General features: G+C 41.5%; 20 protein-coding genes. 12 read left to right on the top strand and 8 right to left on the bottom strand.

The genetic code is table 11. The annotated features are described in order from the left end of the window. Positions 1-101: 101 nt before the first annotated feature. Positions 102-1,463, top strand: a complete 1,362-nt coding sequence (locus tag PZB74_RS05935) for a vanadium-dependent haloperoxidase (protein ID WP_367281469.1) — start codon at positions 102-104, stop codon at positions 1,461-1,463. Between the two features lie 59 nt (positions 1,464-1,522). Here the strand turns inward: PZB74_RS05935 and lgt are convergent, their stop codons facing one another. The 6 genes from lgt to PZB74_RS05905 form a co-directional block, all read right to left on the bottom strand. Beyond that, a complete protein-coding gene (gene lgt, locus PZB74_RS05930) occupies positions 1,523-2,356 on the bottom strand; it encodes a prolipoprotein diacylglyceryl transferase (protein ID WP_302241445.1) in 834 nt (277 codons plus the stop codon). 90 nt (positions 2,357-2,446) lie between these two features. After that, on the bottom strand, positions 2,447-5,032 hold the full coding sequence (gene ccsA, locus PZB74_RS05925) for a cytochrome c biogenesis protein CcsA (RefSeq protein WP_302241444.1): 2,586 nt from the start codon (positions 5,030-5,032) through the stop codon (positions 2,447-2,449). Between the two features lie 2 nt (positions 5,033-5,034). Further along, a complete protein-coding gene (locus tag PZB74_RS05920; protein WP_302241443.1) occupies positions 5,035-5,436 on the bottom strand; it encodes a cytochrome c maturation protein CcmE domain-containing protein in 402 nt (133 codons plus the stop codon). 109 nt (positions 5,437-5,545) lie between these two features. After that, on the bottom strand, positions 5,546-5,737 hold the full coding sequence (locus tag PZB74_RS05915; RefSeq protein WP_302241442.1) for a CcmD family protein: 192 nt from the start codon (positions 5,735-5,737) through the stop codon (positions 5,546-5,548). A gap of 7 nt (positions 5,738-5,744) precedes the next feature. Further along, positions 5,745-6,467 carry a cytochrome c biogenesis protein CcsA gene (gene ccsA / locus PZB74_RS05910; protein ID WP_302241441.1) on the bottom strand — a complete coding sequence of 241 codons (723 nt, stop codon included), beginning with the start codon at positions 6,465-6,467 and terminating at the stop codon, positions 5,745-5,747. Between the two features lie 137 nt (positions 6,468-6,604). Continuing rightward, positions 6,605-7,273 carry a heme exporter protein CcmB gene (locus PZB74_RS05905; RefSeq protein WP_302241440.1) on the bottom strand — a complete coding sequence of 223 codons (669 nt, stop codon included), beginning with the start codon at positions 7,271-7,273 and terminating at the stop codon, positions 6,605-6,607. Between the two features lie 171 nt (positions 7,274-7,444). Here PZB74_RS05905 and rfbA point away from each other — a divergent pair, with 171 nt between their 5' ends. Beyond that, positions 7,445-8,317 carry a glucose-1-phosphate thymidylyltransferase RfbA gene (rfbA, locus tag PZB74_RS05900; RefSeq protein ID WP_302241439.1) on the top strand — a complete coding sequence of 291 codons (873 nt, stop codon included), beginning with the start codon at positions 7,445-7,447 and terminating at the stop codon, positions 8,315-8,317. Between the two features lie 32 nt (positions 8,318-8,349). Here the strand turns inward: rfbA and PZB74_RS05895 are convergent, their stop codons facing one another. After that, a complete protein-coding gene (locus tag PZB74_RS05895; RefSeq protein WP_302241438.1) occupies positions 8,350-9,348 on the bottom strand; it encodes a M28 family peptidase in 999 nt (332 codons plus the stop codon). Positions 9,349-9,642: 294 nt separating this feature from the next. Here PZB74_RS05895 and rimP point away from each other — a divergent pair, with 294 nt between their 5' ends. From rimP to PZB74_RS05875, 4 genes are all read left to right on the top strand, one after another. Continuing rightward, positions 9,643-10,137: a ribosome maturation factor RimP gene (gene rimP, locus PZB74_RS05890; RefSeq protein WP_302241437.1), complete on the top strand. Its 495-nt coding sequence runs from the start codon at positions 9,643-9,645 to the stop codon at positions 10,135-10,137. Between the two features lie 4 nt (positions 10,138-10,141). Then, positions 10,142-11,386: a transcription termination factor NusA gene (gene nusA, locus PZB74_RS05885; protein ID WP_302242755.1), complete on the top strand. Its 1,245-nt coding sequence runs from the start codon at positions 10,142-10,144 to the stop codon at positions 11,384-11,386. Between the two features lie 38 nt (positions 11,387-11,424). Then, positions 11,425-14,643, top strand: a complete 3,219-nt coding sequence (infB, locus tag PZB74_RS05880) for a translation initiation factor IF-2 (protein ID WP_302241436.1) — start codon at positions 11,425-11,427, stop codon at positions 14,641-14,643. A 70-nt stretch (positions 14,644-14,713) separates the two neighbouring features. Beyond that, positions 14,714-14,896, top strand: coding sequence for a hypothetical protein (locus tag PZB74_RS05875; protein WP_302241435.1), 183 nt, complete (start codon positions 14,714-14,716; stop codon positions 14,894-14,896). A 51-nt stretch (positions 14,897-14,947) separates the two neighbouring features. Here PZB74_RS05875 and PZB74_RS05870 read toward each other — a convergent pair whose 3' ends face one another. Beyond that, positions 14,948-15,550 (bottom strand): NifU family protein, encoded by a 603-nt coding sequence (locus PZB74_RS05870; protein ID WP_302241434.1) that lies wholly within the window; start codon positions 15,548-15,550, stop codon positions 14,948-14,950. Between the two features lie 286 nt (positions 15,551-15,836). On the opposite strand from PZB74_RS05870, the gene PZB74_RS05865 reads away from it, so the two are divergent. From PZB74_RS05865 to PZB74_RS05840, 6 genes are all read left to right on the top strand, one after another. Further along, positions 15,837-16,877 (top strand): DHH family phosphoesterase, encoded by a 1,041-nt coding sequence (locus tag PZB74_RS05865; protein ID WP_302241433.1) that lies wholly within the window; start codon positions 15,837-15,839, stop codon positions 16,875-16,877. Beyond that, positions 16,874-17,791, top strand: coding sequence for an FKBP-type peptidyl-prolyl cis-trans isomerase (locus PZB74_RS05860; protein WP_302241432.1), 918 nt, complete (start codon positions 16,874-16,876; stop codon positions 17,789-17,791). Before PZB74_RS05865 ends, PZB74_RS05860 begins: the two co-directional genes overlap by 4 nt. Before the next feature lie 70 nt (positions 17,792-17,861). Beyond that, positions 17,862-18,839, top strand: coding sequence for an FKBP-type peptidyl-prolyl cis-trans isomerase (locus PZB74_RS05855; RefSeq protein ID WP_302241431.1), 978 nt, complete (start codon positions 17,862-17,864; stop codon positions 18,837-18,839). Between the two features lie 6 nt (positions 18,840-18,845). Then, entirely contained in the window at positions 18,846-19,421 is a 576-nt protein-coding gene (locus PZB74_RS05850; RefSeq protein ID WP_302241429.1) for a non-canonical purine NTP diphosphatase, read from the top strand. Between the two features lie 3 nt (positions 19,422-19,424). Next, complete coding sequence (locus tag PZB74_RS05845; protein ID WP_302241428.1) at positions 19,425-20,057, top strand: uridine kinase family protein; 633 nt, start codon at positions 19,425-19,427, stop codon at positions 20,055-20,057. Further along, positions 20,054-20,746 (top strand): potassium channel family protein, encoded by a 693-nt coding sequence (locus PZB74_RS05840; protein ID WP_302241427.1) that lies wholly within the window; start codon positions 20,054-20,056, stop codon positions 20,744-20,746. Before PZB74_RS05845 ends, PZB74_RS05840 begins: the two co-directional genes overlap by 4 nt. The last annotated feature ends 81 nt before the right edge of the window (positions 20,747-20,827 follow it).

The raw sequence follows: 20,827 nt of genomic DNA, 5'->3' as shown, positions 1-20,827 counted from the left end.
TAAGAAAACTACTCATATCAAGCTGCTTTACAACAAGAAAATAGCATCTTTGTAGAACGACTATATAATTCCGAATAAACTGATTTCACTCCATGAAGTCTATGAAACAACTATTACTTGCCGGTATATTTATAACAGTATTAGCTTGCCAGCCCAAAACAGAAATGAATTTTCAGGAGGGTGAGCTAATTCATGGGGCCATGCAAAGGCTTACCGATATTATGGTGTACGATATTTTCTCTCCTCCGGTAGCCAGCCGTATTTATGCCTATTCCAGCATTGCCGCTTACGAGGCTATGGTTCCGGACCATCCAGAATACCAGAGTCTGGAAGGTCAGCTTAATGGCCTGGAAAATGTGCCTCAGCCAGAAGAAGGCAAAGAGTACAATTTCTCGCTGGCAGGCATACATGCTTTTACATCAGTGGGGAAAAACCTGATTTTTTCAGAAGAGAAAATGGAAGAGTATCAGACTCAACTATACGCTAAATATGAAAATGCTCTCTCTTCAGAAGTATATGAAAATTCTATAGCATATGGGCAGCAGGTGGCCGATCATATTATGGCCTGGGCTGATAAAGACAATTATAAACAAACGCGTACTTACCCGAAGTTTACCGTAAAAGATGAGCCAGGGCGTTGGCAGCCTACCCCTCCTGACTATATGGATGGTATAGAGCCGCATTGGAGTTCTATTCGTGCTTTTGTTATAGACTCAGCTCAGCAATTTAAGCCTGCGCCACCTACCCCTTTCAGCTTGGAAGAAGGTAGCCAGTTTTATAAGGAAATGATGGAGGTATACAATACTGGCGTTAACCTTACGGCAGAGCAGGAAGAAATTGCCAAGTTTTGGGACTGTAACCCCTATGTCTCACATCATCAGGGACATGTGATGTTTGCTACGAAAAAAATTACTCCTGGTGGTCACTGGATTGGTATTACAGCTATTGCTTCCAGAAAATCGGGTGCAGATCTTATGCAGGCGACCGAAGCTTATGCCCTAACTTCCGTTGCCCTTGCCGATGGCTTTATCAGCTGCTGGGATGAGAAGTATCGCAGTAGCCTTATTCGTCCGGAAACAGTTATTAACCAGCATGTAGACCCAGACTGGGTACCTTTGTTACAAACGCCTCCCTTTCCTGAGTATACCAGCGGACATAGCGTGATATCAGCTTCTGCGGCTACTACTCTTACTCATCTGTTTGGTGATAATTTTCAGTTTCATGATACCACAGAAGTAGCTTATGGCTTACCCGCCAGAGACTTTGAGTCTTTTAAACATGCTTCTGAAGAAGCTGCCATTAGTCGTTTGTATGGTGGTATCCATTATATGCCAGCCTGCGAAGTAGGAGTAAAGCAGGGACGGAAAGTAGGGACCTATGTTATCAGCAATATTTCTACTAAAAAAGGGCGAACCGTAGCTACTGCTATGTTGGAAGATGAAGAAGTAAATATTAGACCTTAGACACTAGCTAGAAACTCCAAAAAAGTATAAGCCTCTGAAGATAGTTTTCAGAGGCTTTTTTATGAAGTGGCTACTTCTCCTGTGTGAGTTGTATTTTGTTTGTGCTTAGCGTAAAGAAGTACCAGGCCAATAATAATAAACGGAGTACTTAACCATTGCCCCATATTAAGAAACATATCCGCTTCAAAAGCAGACTGATTTTCTTTAAAAAACTCTACTATAAATCGGGCAGAGAAAACAAGTGTTAAAAAGAGCCCAAAAATATATCCCTGCGGTTTTGGTTTGTACTGAGAAATAGCGGATAAAATTGCAAAGATGATGAGGTAGAGTATTGCTTCGTATAGCTGTGCAGGATGCCGTGGAAGTGAATCAATTTTACTAAAAACAAATGCCCAGGCTACACTGCTGGGTTTACCTATAATCTCAGAATTCATAAGATTACCCAGTCTGATAAATGCCCCCACCAGAGCCGTGGCTATAGCTACTACATCAAGTACCCAAAAAAGTGAAACTCTCTCTCTTCTGGCGTACATAATCAAAGCTATAATTAGAGCAATACCTCCGCCGTGGCTTGCCAGGCCCTGAAATCCAGTAAACTGAAATGTAGGAGAAAACTGTACTGGCAAAAAAATTTCTGTTATATGTTGTGAGTAGTACTCAAAGTCGTAAAAAAGGCAATGCCCTAAACGTGCGCCAACCACAGTAGCAATAATCAGGTATATATTAAGCCGGTCTAACTTTTCCTGCTTTATTCCTTCTTTTTTAAAATAGTGCTGCAAAACCTGATAGCCAGCTATAAAGCCTAAAGCAAAAAGAAGAGAATACCAACGCAAGGCGAAAAAACCTAAATCAACAATGATCCCATCGGGGTTCCAAAGAATATATGTGTACATAAGGGCAAAATAATATAGACAGCTACCTACAAAAAAAGACCCGAAATACGGGCCTTTTATAGTTTTTAGTCAATAAAAAGCATGTATGCTTTATGCAGTAGCAGCTTTTCTTTTTTCTTGCGGCTTATTGCCTTTGTTCTTATGCTTTTTTACTTCGTCTCTTTGCATCACAAACTCTTTGTATCGGCGATTGACGGCGATACCAAAGCCAACCATCAGCAGAATAGTACCTGCCCACAATACATTAATCAGCGGCTTCTCAATCGCCTTTAATACTATATATTCTTTTTGGGTTGTCTCTACACCTACGGTAAAGGAGTTTTCTTCAGGTTTTATGTTGAGTAGGGTTAAACGTACGCCAAGCTCATTAGAAGTAAAAGGTATACGACCGACCATACGATCACGAATCAAATAATAGGGCGTAAGTACGTATTCTTCGTACTCACCAAGTACTCTTATATTAGCCTTTACTGCCAGGTCACCATCTTGTATAGGTGTCCCTTCCACTTCATCTACCCGTTCAATATTTTCCAGAGTAGCTACATAGTCATTAATGAAAAACTGCTTGCCAATCTGTACTTCCATCTCTTCACGTTCACTCCATTCTTTTTCTTCTTCGTCATTAGGAATGGCCGAAACGTGCGTGTACAAATCCTTACCGAAGCTACGGCGTATATCAGGAGAAGCAATTAAGCCCATATTAGGGTTTACCTGAGAGCGAGGGTATAGTGAAAATTCTTTTCCTGTTTCTTTATGCTTGTACAGCACTTCATGAAAAGTGTTTTCTGCATATACCCCTACGGTATCACCTTTCTGGAAATACACTTTATCCCCATGAGCCAGATTATTTCTGGCAATGGCGATATGGTCATTGTTAGTACGAATAAGATCACTCTTTTCTACATAGCCGGGCATTCCCTTCACTTCCATGCGGGAGCCTTTGTAAGTAAGCTCGTATTCGTCCATCTCACGGGGTTCATTTATCCACAGAAGGAGATTCTCTACATTAGCATCATCAGGAGCATCTTTAAAAAGCAGTAGGCCTGAGTTGTTAATAGAGACAACATTAGAATAACCAGAAGAGAACAAAATGCCAATTAGTATCATGGCTATACCGATATGCGATACAGAGCCTCCCATAAGCTTAAAATTTTTACTACGAACAAAACGAAGTAAAATACTCGTATTGGCTACTACCGCATATATAGATGCGGTAAGAAGTACGATGTAAGCAGGCTCAGTAACTTTGGCTACTAATATGGCAATGGAGCTTACTAGTAATGATAATACCACAGGAACGGTAAGCTCGCTTTTAAGCTTACCCTTGTCCATCTTCTTCCAGAAGAAAAACTGACCGGTACCAGAAAGTAAAGCAATTGCAATACCGAACCAAAGCTGAAACTTAGTATAAAACTCTACCTGATCTGCCGGAGGAGCCATATTAGATATTCCTCCAAACAACTCTACTATAGCATTCCATACAGGAATAGAGGTGGGAATAAGCACCTGAAAGCTCATCAGACATAAGGTTGTTACGCCTATAAATATCCAGAACTCTCTACTATAGGCTGAAGCTTCTTTTTCTGAGGTAGGGATGTTTTTCCAACGGATAGCAGCTAATACTATAGCGCCCAAAGCGAAAAACAGTAAATACAACAAAAGCTGGCCTGACAAACCCAGATCAGTAAAGCTATGTACTGACGACTCGCCTAAAATTCCACTACGAGTCAGAAAAGTGCTGTAAAGTATTAGTACAAATGTAGCGATTACCAGTACTATAGATGTCTTAAGCGCGGTACCATTATTTTTAAAGATGATTAAAGTGTGGATACTGGCAATGAGAATAAGCCAGGGAATATAAACGGCATTTTCTACAGGGTCCCAGTTCCAATAGCCACCAAAGTTTAGAGTTTCATAAGCCCAGTAGGCGCCCATCATAATGCCTAGCCCTAGTACGGCGGCAGCAAAAATGGTCCAGGGCAAAGCAGGTTTTACCCAATTTTCATAATCCTTTTTCCACAGGCCGGCAATACAGTATGCAAAAGGAATAATAGTAATTGCAAAGCCTAAAAAGAGGGTAGGAGGGTGAATTACCATCCAGTAATTTTGAAGCAGAGGGTTTAGCCCCGTTCCATCTTCAGGCACAAACTCCGGGTTGGTAGCAAAAATAGGTGCATCCAGTGCATCTCTAAGTAAAATAAAGGGTGAGCTACCAATTTTAAGGTCACCAAACACAACTCCTAAAATCATAGAAGCCAGGAAAGCCTGTACAAAAGCAAATACAGCCATAACTGGAGCTTCCCACCGCTTATTGGTATTGATTACAACTACGCCTAACAATACGTGCCAGAAGATCCATAGCAGAAAACTACCTTCTTGACCCTCCCAGAAACTGGAGATCATATAATAAGCTGGCAAACTGCGAGAAGAATGACTCCAGGCATAATGGTATTCGTAGTGATTGGCATAAATGATATAAAAAAGCATACCAACTACCCCTAGTACACTGATACCATGCAGGTAAAAAGCACCACGAGCATAAGATTTCCACTGCTTCTGTTCAAGATCATTATGCGCATTGCTCGCTTTAATATAAGCGAATGCTACTACTAATGAGGTTATAAAAGATGTGATGACAAAAAGGTGCCCCGCATCTCCTAGGAAGGCGTTAAACATATTTAGCTAATTTCTTTTTCCTGATATTTAGAAGGGCATTTCATTAAGATCTGATCGGCAACAAACACATCATTATGGTAGGAGCCAATTACTACTACTTGCTCTGAACGGGTAAAATCTGCAGGCATAGGCTCGTTATAGAAGACTCTCTGCTCTTCCTGATTTTCATCTACCATCATAAAAGAGAATGATAACTTGTCCTCTGAAGGTTGTATACCTGAAATATTACCCTCATGGTCCTTATACAACTGGCCTACTACATGGATTTTTTTGTCTTCACCGTCTTGTGCAAGGGCTTTGGCCTCTTTAAATGATACATAGGTGCTGGCATCACCGGCAGTGGACATGATAATAGTTACGCAGACTGCAATAATGATAATGCCAAATATGTGAGTCTTCTTCATGATGAACTTAAAACGTTTGAATACGAATTTAAGGACAGTAAGCTTAGTAAACTAACGGAAACAGGCTGTTTTTAATTTCCATTATGGCCTACAAATCCGAGTATTTTCTTTACTTATCCAACTCCTTTTCCAGACGGCTTAGCTTACGATCGATATTAAACATATAAACCACCATGCCGGCAAAAATTAAAAGGATAACGGCAACTACCACATAGATCTTGCCCTCTGCGCGAAATGTATCGGCCATACCTATTTCTTCGGCAGCTTGTGCCACAGCAGCTATACTACTGGCACAAATCAAACACAGGCTAAGCAGAATGCTCGGCAGTAGGTTCAGTCGGGATATACTGTTCTTCAACTTTTTCATCTATTTTCTGATTTAAGGCTTTGATACGAATTCTGAGGCTAGCCAGCCAGACTCCCATAAGTGTCCACCCAAGTACGGCAGGGTAAAAAACAAGGCGCAGTTTACTGTCCAGGTCATAGGCATTAAAGCCTGGGTTTCCTCCATTTCCAGGATGAAGAGAGTCAGTAAGGCGTGGTAGAATAAACAATAATGGAATAAGAGCTGAGAAAGCAAAAATATTGTAAATAGCGCTAATTTTGGCGCGCTGCTGTTCATCTTCAAGTGAGTTTCTTAAGATAAGATAAGCAAAGTAGATGAGAAGGGCGATGGCAGAAGCATTTTGTTTGGGGTCTCCACTCCAGGGGGAGCCCCAGGTAAAATTTGCCCAGAGTGCGCCCGAAAGAACTCCTAATACTCCGAAAACGATACCAGCATTGGCAAACTCTATAGCGTAGCTATCTACTCTATGCGAAGGACTGTTAAGATATTTGATAGAATATACTACCGATACTGTAAGTAAGATGAGCATGCCGAACCACATAGGCACATGAAAATACAGTACACGAATAGTTTCATTAAGAATAGCCAGGCGAGGTACATCGAAAAGCAGACCTGCTGTAATGGTGTAAACCATAAGAGCTACAGCAAGAATTTTCCACCAGCTCTTTTTTAGTAGTGTGTTCATAGTAAAGCGTTAAACTCTATTCGTATCTGCAACAAAATCTGTTGCAAATTATACTCAAAATTAATGCGTCGCAATAAAATTACTTGCTAATCTATTGGTCTTGAGGATGTTGTAAAACTACTAATTTTTACAAAATCTTAACTCCTCCATAAGTAAGGAAACAGTATGTATGAGACCGTACCCACAATCACATTTACGGCCACTAAAATAATGAGGTCGTCATAGCTTACACTGACATCCAGCCCATCAATGGCATTTTTAGAAACTCGTATCACCATTAGAAGCGTAGGGATAATTACCGGAAACCCTAGTATGGCCATTAGTGTACTGCTGTTATTTGTTTTAGAGGCTATTCCCGATACCATTGTCAGGGTAGAGGAAAAACCCGTTGCTCCCAAAAGCAGGTTTAAAATGAACAAACCCAGATTTTGTATGGGGTTTCCTAATACTAATGTGTATACGAGCAGACAGATAGTGGCTAGTACCAGCATCAGTGCTATATTATACAGCATTTTAGATAGAATAATTCCCTGCGGGCTGCTGATCGTATAATAGTAAATCTGCCTGCCAAAGCGCTCCTGCATAAAGCTTTTGGCAATAGCATTAGTAGCAGCAAACAACATGATAATCCAGAATAGTGCATTCCATGTAACTACCTGCAAAGCGCCTCTTTGCAGATTAAAGCTCATATAACAAACAAAAACAGCACTAACAACATATAAGAGTATGCCATTAAGGGCATAACGTTGGCGCCACTCTAACAGTACTTCTTTTCTAACTAATAATTTTACCTCCTTCCAGAGCATAGTTTTTGTTTAGCTTGCAGGAGGGCAAAGATATTGATAAATCGTGCTTACGTATATTTTTAGCCCACTAATTTGCTATAGCTGTAAAGAATACAGTAAATAGTACATAATATACTGACTCAGTGAAGATTTTCTATTTTTGTATAGTTTTAAACTAAAAACCAATTTTTTATGAAAGGGATCATTCTGGCCGGCGGTTCAGGAACACGTCTGCACCCCCTCACACTTTCGGTGAGTAAGCAACTTATGCCGGTATATGACAAGCCTATGATCTACTATCCATTGTCTAACCTGATGATGGCTGGTATTCGCGATATTCTAATTATCTCTACCCCTCATGATATGCCCCTCTTTAAGAAATTATTGGGCGATGGTAGTGAACTGGGGTGTAACTTTGAATATGCCGTGCAAGAGAAGCCAGAAGGATTAGCCCAGGCTTTTACAATAGGGGCAGACTTTATAGGTGACGATAAAGTAGCCCTGATACTGGGTGACAACATCTTCTACGGTAGCGACTTAGCCAGGCTTCTGCAAAGTAATGCAGACCCGGAGGGCGGTATTGTATATGCTTATCATGTGCATGATCCTCAGCGCTATGGTGTAGTAGAATTTGACGATAACGAAAAAGTAATATCCATAGAAGAGAAGCCCAAAGAGCCTAAATCTAACTTTGCTATCCCGGGCATCTACTTTTATGATAACGATGTAATAGAAATTGCCCGTAACCTGGAGCCTAGTGCGCGTGGTGAGTATGAAATTACAGACGTTAACAAAGAATATTTAAGAAGAAGTAAACTAAAAGTGAGCATTCTGAGTAGAGGTACAGCCTGGTTGGATACCGGAACATTTGACTCTCTTATGCAGGCCGGAACTTTTGTACAGGTTATAGAAAAAAGGCAGGGGCTCAAAATCGGCTGTATAGAAGAAATCGCTTATCGTATGAAATTTATTAGTAAAGATCAGCTTAAGCATCTAGCTCAGAAGCAACTCAAAAGCGGGTATGGGGAGTATCTTCTCCATCTGCTAGATGTTAACATAAAATAAGTACAGAAGCCCTGCCTCCGGCAGGGTTTTTTTTATTCCAGATAAACTACGTGAGCTACTGTTTCTCCTACAGCTTTAAGCGTTTTTTTACTGATAATGTCCATATTATCCTGGTGTGTATGGTGGAATGCCGGAAAATAGCCTTGTGTACCCGGAGCGTGCGCTATAATATCAATCATAGGGATTTTGGCGTTATAGTTCACATAAATATGGTCATCTACCACCTCAGGACTGTTCTCATAAACGAAGTATCTGCCATGACCTAGCTGTTGGGCTTGCCCCCATACCTTCTTAACAATACTCGGCGCGGCCCGCATAGATACCCCTTCGCGATAAAACTGTGCTCCTTCTGCACCTACCATATCCAGCAATATACCATAGTATGCCATATAGTTTTTTTTATGCTTGTTTTTAGACCAGTACTGTGAGCCAAGGCACCACCATACCTGATTACTGCTTTCACTACTTGCCTGGTATCCTTCAGGTTCTCCATAGTCTTCACCATCAAACAGTATAATATCAACACCCACCTGCGGGGCCTGTAACTGGAATATGCGCGCCAATTCAAGTAGTATTCCTACGCCACTGGCGCCATCATTAGCTCCATCAATAGGCTCATCACTGCGTTGATTATCTTTATCAGCAAAGGGGCGCGAGTCCCAATGAGCTGCCAGTAAAATACGTTTGTTGCTTTCGGGCTTATATGAAGCTATAATATTTTGTAAAGCCAGAGGAGTGCCATCATATGCTTCTGCTTCAAAGGACTGTGTCTGTACATCTGCTCCATAAGAGCGTAGCTTCTCTTTAAAATAGTTAGCTGCCGCACTATGGGCTGCTGAGTTGGGTACACGGGGGCCAAAGTCTACTTGCTGCTGTACAAAATGGAAAGCAGAGTCAGCGTTAAATTCAGGAACATTAACTTGTGGGGCGGTCTCCTCCGGTAGCTGTTGCTGAGCAGTTTGTTCAGTATCCTGCTGGCAGGCAGTACATACTAACAAGAAGAAACCAAATAAACTTAAAGTAATCCGCATGGGTAAGTGATATAGTTATAGTGCAAAAGCAATAATTGCTAAATAATAGATTTTAAAAAAGGTTTAGTTCATAATGCGACAAAAAGCGCTAACCCTAACAAAATAAGTGACATATGAATCTATTTGCAGCTATCTGTGTTAATAATCTTAGAAAATCCAATGTTTATACCAATCAGGCGCTTAAATAGCTTTCTGATTTGATTTAGGCAGAATTTTCACTACCTTTGTGTTGTAGTTTCAAAACTAATACAGAGGGGGCAAAAGTCCCCTCTTTTTTATTATTGAACACAAAATATGAACATAGAGGTACAAATAGAGCAGTTGGTGCAGCAGATACTGGAAGAGCAGCAAGATCCATCGCTCTTTTTGGTAGATGTAAGTGTGTCAAGCGCTAAAAATAGCCAGAAAGTAATTATACATCTGGATGGTGATGAAGGCATTTCTATTGACACCTGTGCACTGGTGAGCAGAAAACTCGGAGCTATTATAGAAGAGCAGGACCTGATCAGCGGTAGTTTTACACTGGAAGTATCGTCGCCTGGTCTGGACCTCCCACTCAAAATGCACAGGCAGTACACCAAAAACATCGGAAGAAGAGTTAAGGTACTGCTACAGGATAATACCACTGTAAAAGGTGAGCTGAGCAAGGTTGAAGAGGGCCAGATTATAGTGCAGGAAGAACTTAAAAACAAGAGTAAGGATAAATCAAAAAAGCAGGGAGGAACTAAAGAAATAGTAATTCCTTTTCAGGATATTAAGAAAACTAACGTCTTAGCTTCATTTAATTAAAATGATGGATACTACAACATTAATAGAGTCATTTGCGGAATTTGCCAAAGGTAAAAATATAGACCGCCCTACGATGATCCGTATATTGGAGGACGTGTTCCGTACAATGATTCGGAAGAAGTATGGTGTAGATGATAACTTCGACGTCATCATCAATGCCGATAAGGGTGACCTTGAGATCTGGCGATTTAGAGAAATTGTAGATGACAATTCTGAAGATATCTGGGATCATGACAAAATTAGCCTGTCTGAAGCGCAGCAGATTGAGCCCGACTTTGAAATTGGCGAAGAGGTAGCAGAAGAAATTAAATTGGAAGACTTTGGTCGCCGTGCCGTCATGACTGCTCGCCAGACCCTGATACAGAAAGTAAAAGACCTGGAAAAAGATATTCTTTTCCACAAATATAAAGATCTGGTAGGGGAAATAATCGTTGGCGAAGTATATCAGATACTAGGACGTGAAATATTACTGATTGATGCTGATAGCAATGAGCTTATATTGCCTAAGTCTGAGCAGATACATAAGGACAAGTTTAGAAAGGGCGACACTGTAAGGTCCATTGTGCATCGTGTAGAGATGGTAAATGGTAACCCACGCATTATACTATCGCGTACTGCTCCTAAGTTTTTGGAAAGGCTCTTCGAGAGTGAAGTTCCTGAAGTTTATGATGGCCTGATTATGATCCGTAAAACTGTACGTGAGCCTGGTGAGCGTGCCAAAGTAGCTGTAGAGTCTTATGACGATCGCATAGACCCGGTAGGGGCCTGCGTAGGTATGAAAGGTTCTCGTATACACAGTATCGTAAGAGAGCTGCAAAATGAGAATATTGATGTTATCAACTATACTGATAACCTGGAGCTGTTTATTACACGTGCCCTTAGCCCGGCCAAAATCAGTACTATCAAAATTGATCCTGAAACAGGTCGTGTATCTGTCTTCCTTAAACCAGATCAGGTATCTTTGGCGATCGGTAAAGGTGGGCAAAATATTAAACTGGCCAGCCGCCTTGTAGGCTATGAAATAGACGTGTTTAGAGAAACTGCCGGTGTAGAAGACGAGGAAGATGTAGATCTGGAAGAATTTTCTGATGAAATAGAAGGCTGGGTAATAGAAGAATTAAAAAGAATAGGTTTAGATACAGCGAAGAGTGTTCTATCGCTGACAAAAGACGAACTTGTAAGAAGAACCGACCTCGAAGAAGAAACTATTGAGGACATTATCAGGGTTCTTCGACAAGAATTTGAATAATATTTTTATTTAGAATAGAAAATAATAGATATTTGAGTATGGTAGAGGAAAAAATGATGAGGCTCAGCCAGGTAGCAAGGAAGCTCAATGTAGGCTTATCTACGATTACTGAGCATCTTGCTAACAAAGGCTTTGAGGTCGATAATAAACCCAATGCGAAGATTCCTATTGCCCAGTTCAATATGCTGGCCAAGGATTTTGCGTCTTCTGCTTTGGAAAAAGAAGAAGCCTCTGGCCTCACCATTGGAAATAAGCATTCTGAAAATCTGGTTATTGACTCTTCTAAAAAAGAGAAACAAAAAGACCAGGAAGAAGAAGAGCTATTTATTAAAGGGCTTTCTGGCTCACAGGAAGAATCAGAGGATGCCTCTGAAGAAGAGGAAACCTCTGCTCAGGCTGAAGCAAAAGACAAAAAGAAAGAACAGCCTGAGGAGCCCGAAAAAGTATCTAATCGTCTGCAAGGGATTAAGGTAGTAGGTAAGATTGACCTGGATAGCCTTAACCGTAAGAAAAAAGCAGCCGAACCTAAAAAAGAAGAAAAAGCTAGTAGTCAGGAAAAACCTGCCGCACCTGCGCCTGCACAGCCTAAAGCTGAAGAGCCTAAGCCAAAAGAAGAAAAAGCTCCCGCTCCTACTGAGCCTGAAGCTAAATCTCCATCTCCTACTCAAGATAACAAAGAAGAAAAAGAGACCTCTACCACCTCTCAAGATACAAAGGAGACCGCTAAAGCGAAGGAAGAACCTAAAAAGCAGGAAGCAAACCTAGATACGCAGAAAAAGGCCTCTGAAGAGGCTAAGGCTAAGCCTGAAATTGAAGCTAAAGCTTCTGAGGAAGTAGTACAAAAAGCTGAACCTAAAACTGAGGCTGAGAAGCCGAAAGAAGAAGCTAAGGAAAAAGCTGCTCCTCAAGAGAAAACCAAAGAAGAGAAACCAGCAAAAGAAGAAAAAATAGAGACCGAGACACCTACAGCACAAAACAAAACGAAGCAAGAGCCTGGCAAAGCTGAGCAGAAATCTGCTGAGCAGAACGAAGCTAAAAAAGAAGGCTCTGATCGTATCAACGCCAAAGCAGATCAACTTAAAGGGCTTACCGTATTGGGTAAGATTGAACTGCCCGAAGAGCGTAAGAAGAAGGCGAAACCGGTTGCTTCCTCTGATGAAGGTGGTAACAAAAAGAAAAGGAAGCGTAGACGTAGAATCAAAAGCCAGGATGATAAGCCTGCCGCGTCTAACACCAGTAACACCAACAACAATAGGGATAACAACAATAACCGTGGCCGTGGACCTGCCTCTGGCAAAGGAGGAAGCGACAAACGAGGACGGGGGGCTAATAAGAAAAAGCCTAAAAAGGAGGAGCCTTCAGAGAAGGAAATCCAAGAGCAAATTAAAGAAACACTTGCTAAGCTAAGTGGAGGGGGTAAAAAAGGTAAAGCTTCACGTAACCGTCAGGAGCGTCGCCGTGCCGACCGCCGCGAGCGTGAGCAGCAGGCAGCAGAGCAGGCACAGGATACCAAGCTAAACGTAACTGAGTTTATCTCGGCTAACGACCTGGCTTCTCTGATGGATGTAAGTGTAAACGAGGTTATCTCTACCTGTATGTCTCTGGGTATGTTTGTGTCTATCAACCAGCGCCTGGATGCAGAAACTATTACAGTAATCGCAGACGAGTTTGGATACGATGTAGACTTTAGCGATACCGAAGATGAGATTTCTGTAGAAGTAGAAGAAGACAAAGAAGAAGATCTACAGGATAGAGCGCCTATTGTTACCATTATGGGTCACGTAGATCATGGTAAAACATCCTTGCTTGACTATATCCGTAGTGCGAAAGTAACTGAGGGAGAGGCCGGAGGTATTACACAGCATATTGGTGCTTATGACGTAACTACCGAAAGTGGTAAGCGAGTTGCCTTCCTGGATACTCCGGGTCACGAAGCATTTACCGCCATGCGTGCCAGAGGAGCTAAAGTAACAGATGTTGTTATTATTGTGGTAGCAGCTGACGATAACGTGATGCCGCAGACCAAAGAGGCAATCAATCATGCTCAGGTAGCAGGTGTGCCAATTGTTATTGCAATCAACAAAGTGGATAAGCCTACCGCAAATCCTGATAAGATTCGCGAAGAGCTGGCCAATATTAATATTTTAGTAGAAGACTGGGGTGGTAAGTACCAGTGCCAGGAGATTTCTGCTAAAACAGGGGTGGGTATTGAAGACCTTTTGGAAAAAGTATTGCTGGAAGCAGAGCTACTTGAGTTGAAAGCCAATCCCGTGAAACCAGCAGTAGGTACAGTAATTGAGGCCACCCTTGATCGAGGTAGAGGTTATGTAACTACCCTGCTCGTACAAGCGGGTGAGCTTAAAATTGGAGACGTAATTCTTGCCGGAGCGCATTACGGTAAGGTAAAGGCGATGTTTGACCACCGCGGAAAGAAATTGAGCAAGGCTGGTCCGTCAACGCCGGTACAGATGCTTGGTCTGGATGGGGCTCCTCAGGCAGGTGATAAGTTTAACGTCATGGAGAGCGATCGTGAGGCTAGAGAAATCGCCAACAAGCGTGAGCAGATCCATCGTGAACAATCATTACGTACCAAAAAGCATATTACTCTGGATGAGATTGGCCGTAGATTGGCGATCGGATCATTTAAAGAGCTGAATATCATTGTTAAAGGTGATGTGGACGGATCTGTAGAGGCTCTTTCTGACTCTATGCTGAAACTCTCTACCGAAGAAGTTCAGGTGAATATCATCCATAAGGCAGTAGGACAAATTTCTGAGTCTGATGTACTGTTAGCTTCAGCATCTGATGCCATTATCGTAGGTTTCCAGGTAAGACCTTCAGCAAGTGCCAGAAACCTGGCCGAGAAGGAAGAGATTGAAATTCGCCTGTACTCTATTATCTACGATGCTATTAATGAGATCAAAGATGCGATGGAAGGTATGCTTGCTCCAACTATGGAAGAAGTAATTACCGGAAACATAGAGGTGCGCCGTATATTCAAGATTTCTAAAATAGGTACAGTTGCCGGATGTTATGTAACTGATGGTACTGTAAAAAGAAACAATCAAATCCGAATTATCCGTGATGGTATTGTTGCCTATACTGGTGAAATCAACCAGCTAAAACGAGAGAAAGATGATGTAGGAGAGGTGAGAGCTGGTTACGAATGTGGTATAAGCATTAAAAACTTTAACGATATTAAAGTTGGTGATATCATTGAAGGGTTTGAAGAGAAAGAAGTGAAGAGAACTTTGTAATAAGTTCTAGTAACCGATAATATTGAGCCTCCGTATAGGAGGCTTTTTTTATGTCTAGGCTTTAAATACAATGCATCAGTTTGTACAGATTGTTATGTGGAGTCTATGGGGACTTACCCTGTTTGGTTTGTATCGCCCCTGGTTAGCTTTATGGTGGAGCGACTACTGTCCTAGGATCAAAGTACTGGAGACTTATGGTGTATTAGCTATCATCTTTACCTGCCTACACCTTTTTATTCATTTCTTTGCATAAAAAAAGCTGCTTCAATTTATGAAGCAGCTTCAGACTTAAAGGATAAAGCTTTTATACACCTTCAGCTTCTACTTCTTTAATCTCATTAGGTAGCATAGTTTTTAGTAAGTTTTCTATACCTGCCTTCAAAGTAACTGTAGAAGAGGGGCATCCGCTACATGAGCCTTGTAGTAATACTTTTACAACGCCGTCCTCATAAGAGTGGAAGCTGATAGCTCCGCCATCCTGCTCTACCGCTGGGCGTATATACTCGTCTAGTATGCCTTTTATTTTTTTTACGGTTTCGCTATCGTTTTCGTCAATAGCAGTGCCGTTAGCAACTGCCTCATTTACCAGAATAGCTTTTCCATCTTCAAGAAAAGTTTTTATGTGTTGCTTTACTTTATCCTGAATCTCTACCCACTCTACAACATCACTCTTAGTCACAGTAATGAAGTTGCTCATATAAAACACTCGCTCTACATGCTGAATCTCAAACAATTCCAGAGCTAAAGGAGCATGAGCTGCACTCTCAGCATCAGGAAAGTCAAAACTTTCACCTTCAGGTATAAGCATCAGGTTAGTTACAAACTTAAGTGAGTTGGGGTTAGGATTAGACTCCATGTAGATATGTACATTGTATTTAGGAGTCCTGGTGGTATTGGTGGTTTCCATATTGCTAGTTATTTCTTCGTTACCAAATGAACGATTGCTGGGGTGATAAGTTCCTTATAATCAATCGCTCTGATGTAATTAGTGCTTGCAAAATTAATAAAGCGAGCTGAACTTTAACAATGAACTCCTTGTATTATAGCTTTATCGGGAGATTATTTCTACAACGACCTGTCAATATTGTAGCGTATAGCTGCCTACCGTCTACTCTTTTGTTTTTAACGTTTTTATTTCCACTTTTGTGGTTTAACACTGAGCAAATACTACTGCTGGTAGTTTTGGATAAGTAATGCAAGATATTAATTCTTTCAAAAAATTATTAGAAGAGCCAAAGCGTATCGTGATTGTACCACATGTCAATCCAGATGCAGATGCTTTAGGCTCATCCCTGGGCATGGCTTCAGTTCTGAAGAAAAAAGGACACGAAGTCACCGTCATTTCCCCTACCGATTATCCTAGTTTTTTACATTGGATGAAAGGCAACGATGAGGTTATCGTCTACAATCAGGGAAATGAGCAGAAAGCCGACAAAATCATAGAAGAAACAGATATTATCTTTTGTCTGGACTTCTGCTCCCTCAACAGAACAGATAAGATGGAGCAGCCTTTGCGGCAGGCTAAGGCTACTAAGGTGCTGATAGACCATCATCATGGTAAGGAAGACTTCGCAGATTTTGAGTACTGGGATAATAAGTCTGCTGCCACCTGTGAGTTAATCTATCAACTGGTGGTAGATATGGGAGAGCGTCAGCTACTAGATAAGCATACTGCAGAAGCATTGTATGCGGGTATCATGACTGATACCGGGTCTTTTCGCCACCCAAATACCACCAAGCATGTGCATGAGGTAGTAGCAGCGCTCATTGGCTTAGGGGCAGATGTATCTAAAGTAAGTAAGCTTGTATATGATAATAACTCATTAAACAGGCTTAAATTTATTGGCTTTGCCCTTAGCGAGCGCTTGGAGGTGCTCACTGAGTTTAATACAGCTTACTTTGCTATATCGGCAGACGATTTGTCTAACTTCAGCTCCCGTACCGGAGATACCGAAGGCCTGGTAAATTACGCGCTTTCAATAGGTGGCATTACTATGGCAGCCATTATTATTGAAAGAGACGATGCAGTAAAGCTATCTTTCCGTTCGGTAGGCGATTTTGCGGTAAATGAGTTGGCCGCCAAACACTTTGAAGGTGGAGGTCATAAAAATGCAGCTGGGGGAATCTCCCGTATTGGCATGAAAGAAACTGTAGATAAATTTTTGAACTTACTTCCTGAATACAAGAAACAACTACATACAAATCAGAAAAAACAAGAAATTTATTTAACATGAAATTGAATATCACTAACCTATTAAGCTTAGCTGGACTTGCAGTAGTAAGCATGTTATCTGCCTGCGATCAGGTAGGCGGCGGTTCGTATGAGACTGCTGAGTCTGGGCTACAGTACAAATACATTGAGGAAGGAAGCGGCGAAAACGCTCAGATAGGAGAAATCTTACTGATCAATATGACTTACTCTACAGAAGATGACTCACTTCTTTTTGATACAAAGGAGCAAGGTGGTCCAGTACCTATCAAAATAGACTCTACAGCCAACGGGCAAATCTACGAAGGCTTTAGCATGCTTAAAGAAGGAGATAGCGTTGCGTTCAAAATTAGTGCTCAGGAAGTTTTTGTAAATACTTTTAAAGCACCAATACCAGGCTTTATTGATTCTTTGAGCCACATTATATTCAACATAGGTGTAGAAGATGTGATGACCGACGAAGATTTCCGTGCTTACCAGATGGAGATGATGCGCAAAGAGCAGGAGAAGATGCTGGCACAGCAGTCAGAGCAAATGGAGGTAGACAGCACCAAAATTGAAGAGTATCTGGACGAAAACAATATAGAGGCAGAATCTACAGACTCTGGCCTTCGTTATGTTATTGAAAAAGAAGGTACAGGCGTGCAGCCCTCTCCAGGAGACTCAGTATATGTTCATTATACTGGCAAACTGTTAGATGGTACTCAGTTTGATTCTTCTCGCGACCGTGGTGAGCCACTGGCTTTTCCTATTGGTCAGGGTTGGGTAATTCCCGGCTGGGATGAAGGCATAGCCCTGCTAAACAAAGGTGGCAAAGCCACATTGTACATCCCTTCTCCACTTGCTTATGGTCCTCAGGCCAGAGGTAATGTAATCAAAGAAAACTCTATACTTGTTTTTGATGTAGAGCTAGTGGACGTTAAGCAGGCTTCTAACTAAGCGATACACTTCATTTATCATCATAATAAAATCCGGTATAAACTGCCGGATTTTTTTACGTTTAAGAAATATGAGGAATAAGTCAATTCTATTCACCGTAATAGCTACTGTAATATCTGCTTTGTTATTTACAGGCTGCGATAAAGAGGAAGACCCGAACAACGAACTTGTACAACTACTTGAAGATCAGGTAGTAGAAATAGAGAGCTACCTTGAAATAAACAATATTACTGCAGAAGAGGTAAATGGCTATTATGTAGAAATGTTGGCCGAGAATGCGGATGGAGAAGCGCCTGAGCCTAATGATATAGTAGGCATTTATTATGAAATCACTACTCTGGATGGACAATTAGTGGAAAAGCTGGAAGAAGGAAGCAGTAGTGCGGCTATTTTTCCCTTTATGCGCGATCGTGTGCTTCTGCCTATTGCCTTATACGACCTTGTCGCAAATATGAATGAAGGTGAGGAAGTTAGAGCCTTTTTACCATTTGATGTTGCTTACAGGGGCTTTAGTCTGGTAGACAGACTTCCCGCATACAGTGCGGTTATTATTAAGCTCAAACTGGCAGAGGTTATGAGTGAAGCAGAGCTAAAAGTTCGTGTAAATACCGAGATTAAACAATACCTGACAGAAGAGGGCTTGCTACCAGCAGATAGTCTGGAAAGTGGTGTTTACTACTCCACTACTGAAGAAGGAACAGCAGAAAAAGTAGGAGCTAATAGCGTAGTTTCTTTACGATACAGTGGCAAACTATTGAGCGGCAAAGAGTTTGATAACAATACGGATGCTGGAGATCAGGCTTACGACGTAAACATGTCAAAAAACGAAGTAATCGCAGGCTTTAAAAATGCCGTAGCTAACATGAGTCTGAACGAAAAAGGAGTTGCTTTACTTCCTTTTGATCAGGCCTATGGTTCGGGCTACTATGCAGTGCCGTATAAACTGATGGAAGAATTAGCATATCAGAGATATGTACCTTCTACTTTTATCGATATTCCTCCATATGCTACCCTAAGGTTTGATCTGGAAGTTGAGGAGATTAATTAATTGAGTATGAAAATTTGTTTTGCTACTAATAATGCCAATAAGCTGAAAGAAATTCGTCAGCTGTTGGGCAATACCATAGCCATCCAAAGCCTACAGGAGATAGGTTGTACCGAAGAGCTACCTGAGAATCAGGACACGCTGGAAGGAAACTCCGAAGAAAAAGCTCGCTACGTATACGAACACTATCAGCAGGATTGTTTTGCAGATGATACTGGGCTGGAGGTAAATGCCCTAGAAGGAGAGCCTGGCGTATACTCTGCCCGCTACGCAGGGCCGCAAAGGAGTAATGAAGACAATATGGAGAAGCTTTTAACAAGGCTAAATGGTAAGGCTGATCGTTCTGCACGCTTCCGTACTGTAATTACGCTTATCCTGTCCGGTAAACAGTATCAGTTTGAGGGAATCGTAAAAGGTAAAATAGTAAGTGAGCGCAGTGGCAAGCAGGGCTTTGGCTACGACCCCATCTTTGTTCCTGAAGGTTATAGCCAGACTTTTGCCGAAATGGACATGCAAACCAAAAACAAAATCAGTCATCGTGGATTAGCTACTAAAAAGCTAGCTGATTTTTTAATGCAACTTTAAGTTATGAATCGTCCGTACATCGTGGGTATATCCGGAGGTAGCGGTTCAGGCAAGACCCAGGTACTCACCTGGTTGCAGCGAATACTGGACCCCGAAGATATCTGTCTTTTCTCTCAGGATAACTATTATCGTGATCGGCTGACTACATCTGCGGATGAAGTGCGTGCCTTCAATTTTGATGACCCTAACGTGATAGATGTAGCACAATTTGCAGATGACCTGAGCCAGCTCAGACAAGGCTACACGGTAAATAGGCGAGAGTATACATTTAACAAATCCGCAGCGAATGCTCCTATGCTAGAATTTCGTCCTGCGCCTATCATCGTAGTGGAAGGCATATTTATTTTCCATTATAAAGAGATTAAATCGTTATTGGATCTTAAGGTATTTGTTGATGTGCAGGAGCACCTTAAATTTACGCGTAGGATTGCCAGAGACACCAGAGAGCGAGGGTATTTGTTAGATGATGTATTGTATAAATACACAGAGCATGTAGCACCAGCTTACGACAAATTTATTGCCCCCTACAGACATTCCGCAGATATTGTTATTCCTAACAACCAACATTGCCCGGCGCACAAATGCCCGCCAGCAGTAGAAGTGCTCAGTGAGTTTTTAAAAAGCAAAATATTATGAATAACCGCTTTGCTGTTATTGGCCTTGGCCAGTTTGGAATGTCTATCGCGCTTACCCTTGCTGAGCGTGGGGCAGAGGTTATTGCCATAGATAAGGAGCTAGACAAAATAGAGCAGGTCAAAGAGGATGTAGCAGTTGCTGTGTCTTTAGATTCCACTGACAGAAAAGCGCTAAGCGCTCAAAATGTACAGGAAGTAGACGGAGCAGTAGTAGCGATAGGAGAGGATTTTGAGAGTCTTATTCTTACTACGGTAATTCTGCAGGAACTTAAAGTAAAGCGCATTATAGCCCGGGCTGCTAACGTACAACAACGGCTTATTTTGGAGAAGCTGGGGGTAGAGGAGATTCTATCTCCTGAAGAGACAGTAGGCAAAAGTTTGGCAGAAATGCTATTACACCCAAGCATCCGTTCCTTTCTCAACCTTCCAGACGAATATGAGATAGTAGAAGTTGACGTTCCCAAACGGGTAGCCAATTTTACAATCGCAGATCTTAAGCTAAGACAGGAATACGACCTTAATATTGTAACCATTAAACGCGTATTTACTGAAGTAGAAGATGGAGAAGAAAAAGAAGTGAAACACATTATTGGCGTTCCCCGCCCCGATACTTCCCTTAAACAGTCTGACCAACTAATCATCTTAGGTAAAACCGATGATATCAACCGTTTTATAGAAAGTAATCAGTAATATTACATCCCTTCCGAAGTCATATTTATTCATCCTTAATTTAAGTATGATATTAAAATTGTACAAAAACTTATTTTTGTA

The organism is Porifericola rhodea, from assembly GCF_030506305.1.
Taxonomy (GTDB): domain Bacteria; phylum Bacteroidota; class Bacteroidia; order Cytophagales; family Cyclobacteriaceae; genus Catalinimonas; species Catalinimonas rhodea.
The sequence above is the reverse complement of the archived record's forward strand: the minus strand, read 5'-3'. Positions and strand labels throughout refer to the sequence as shown.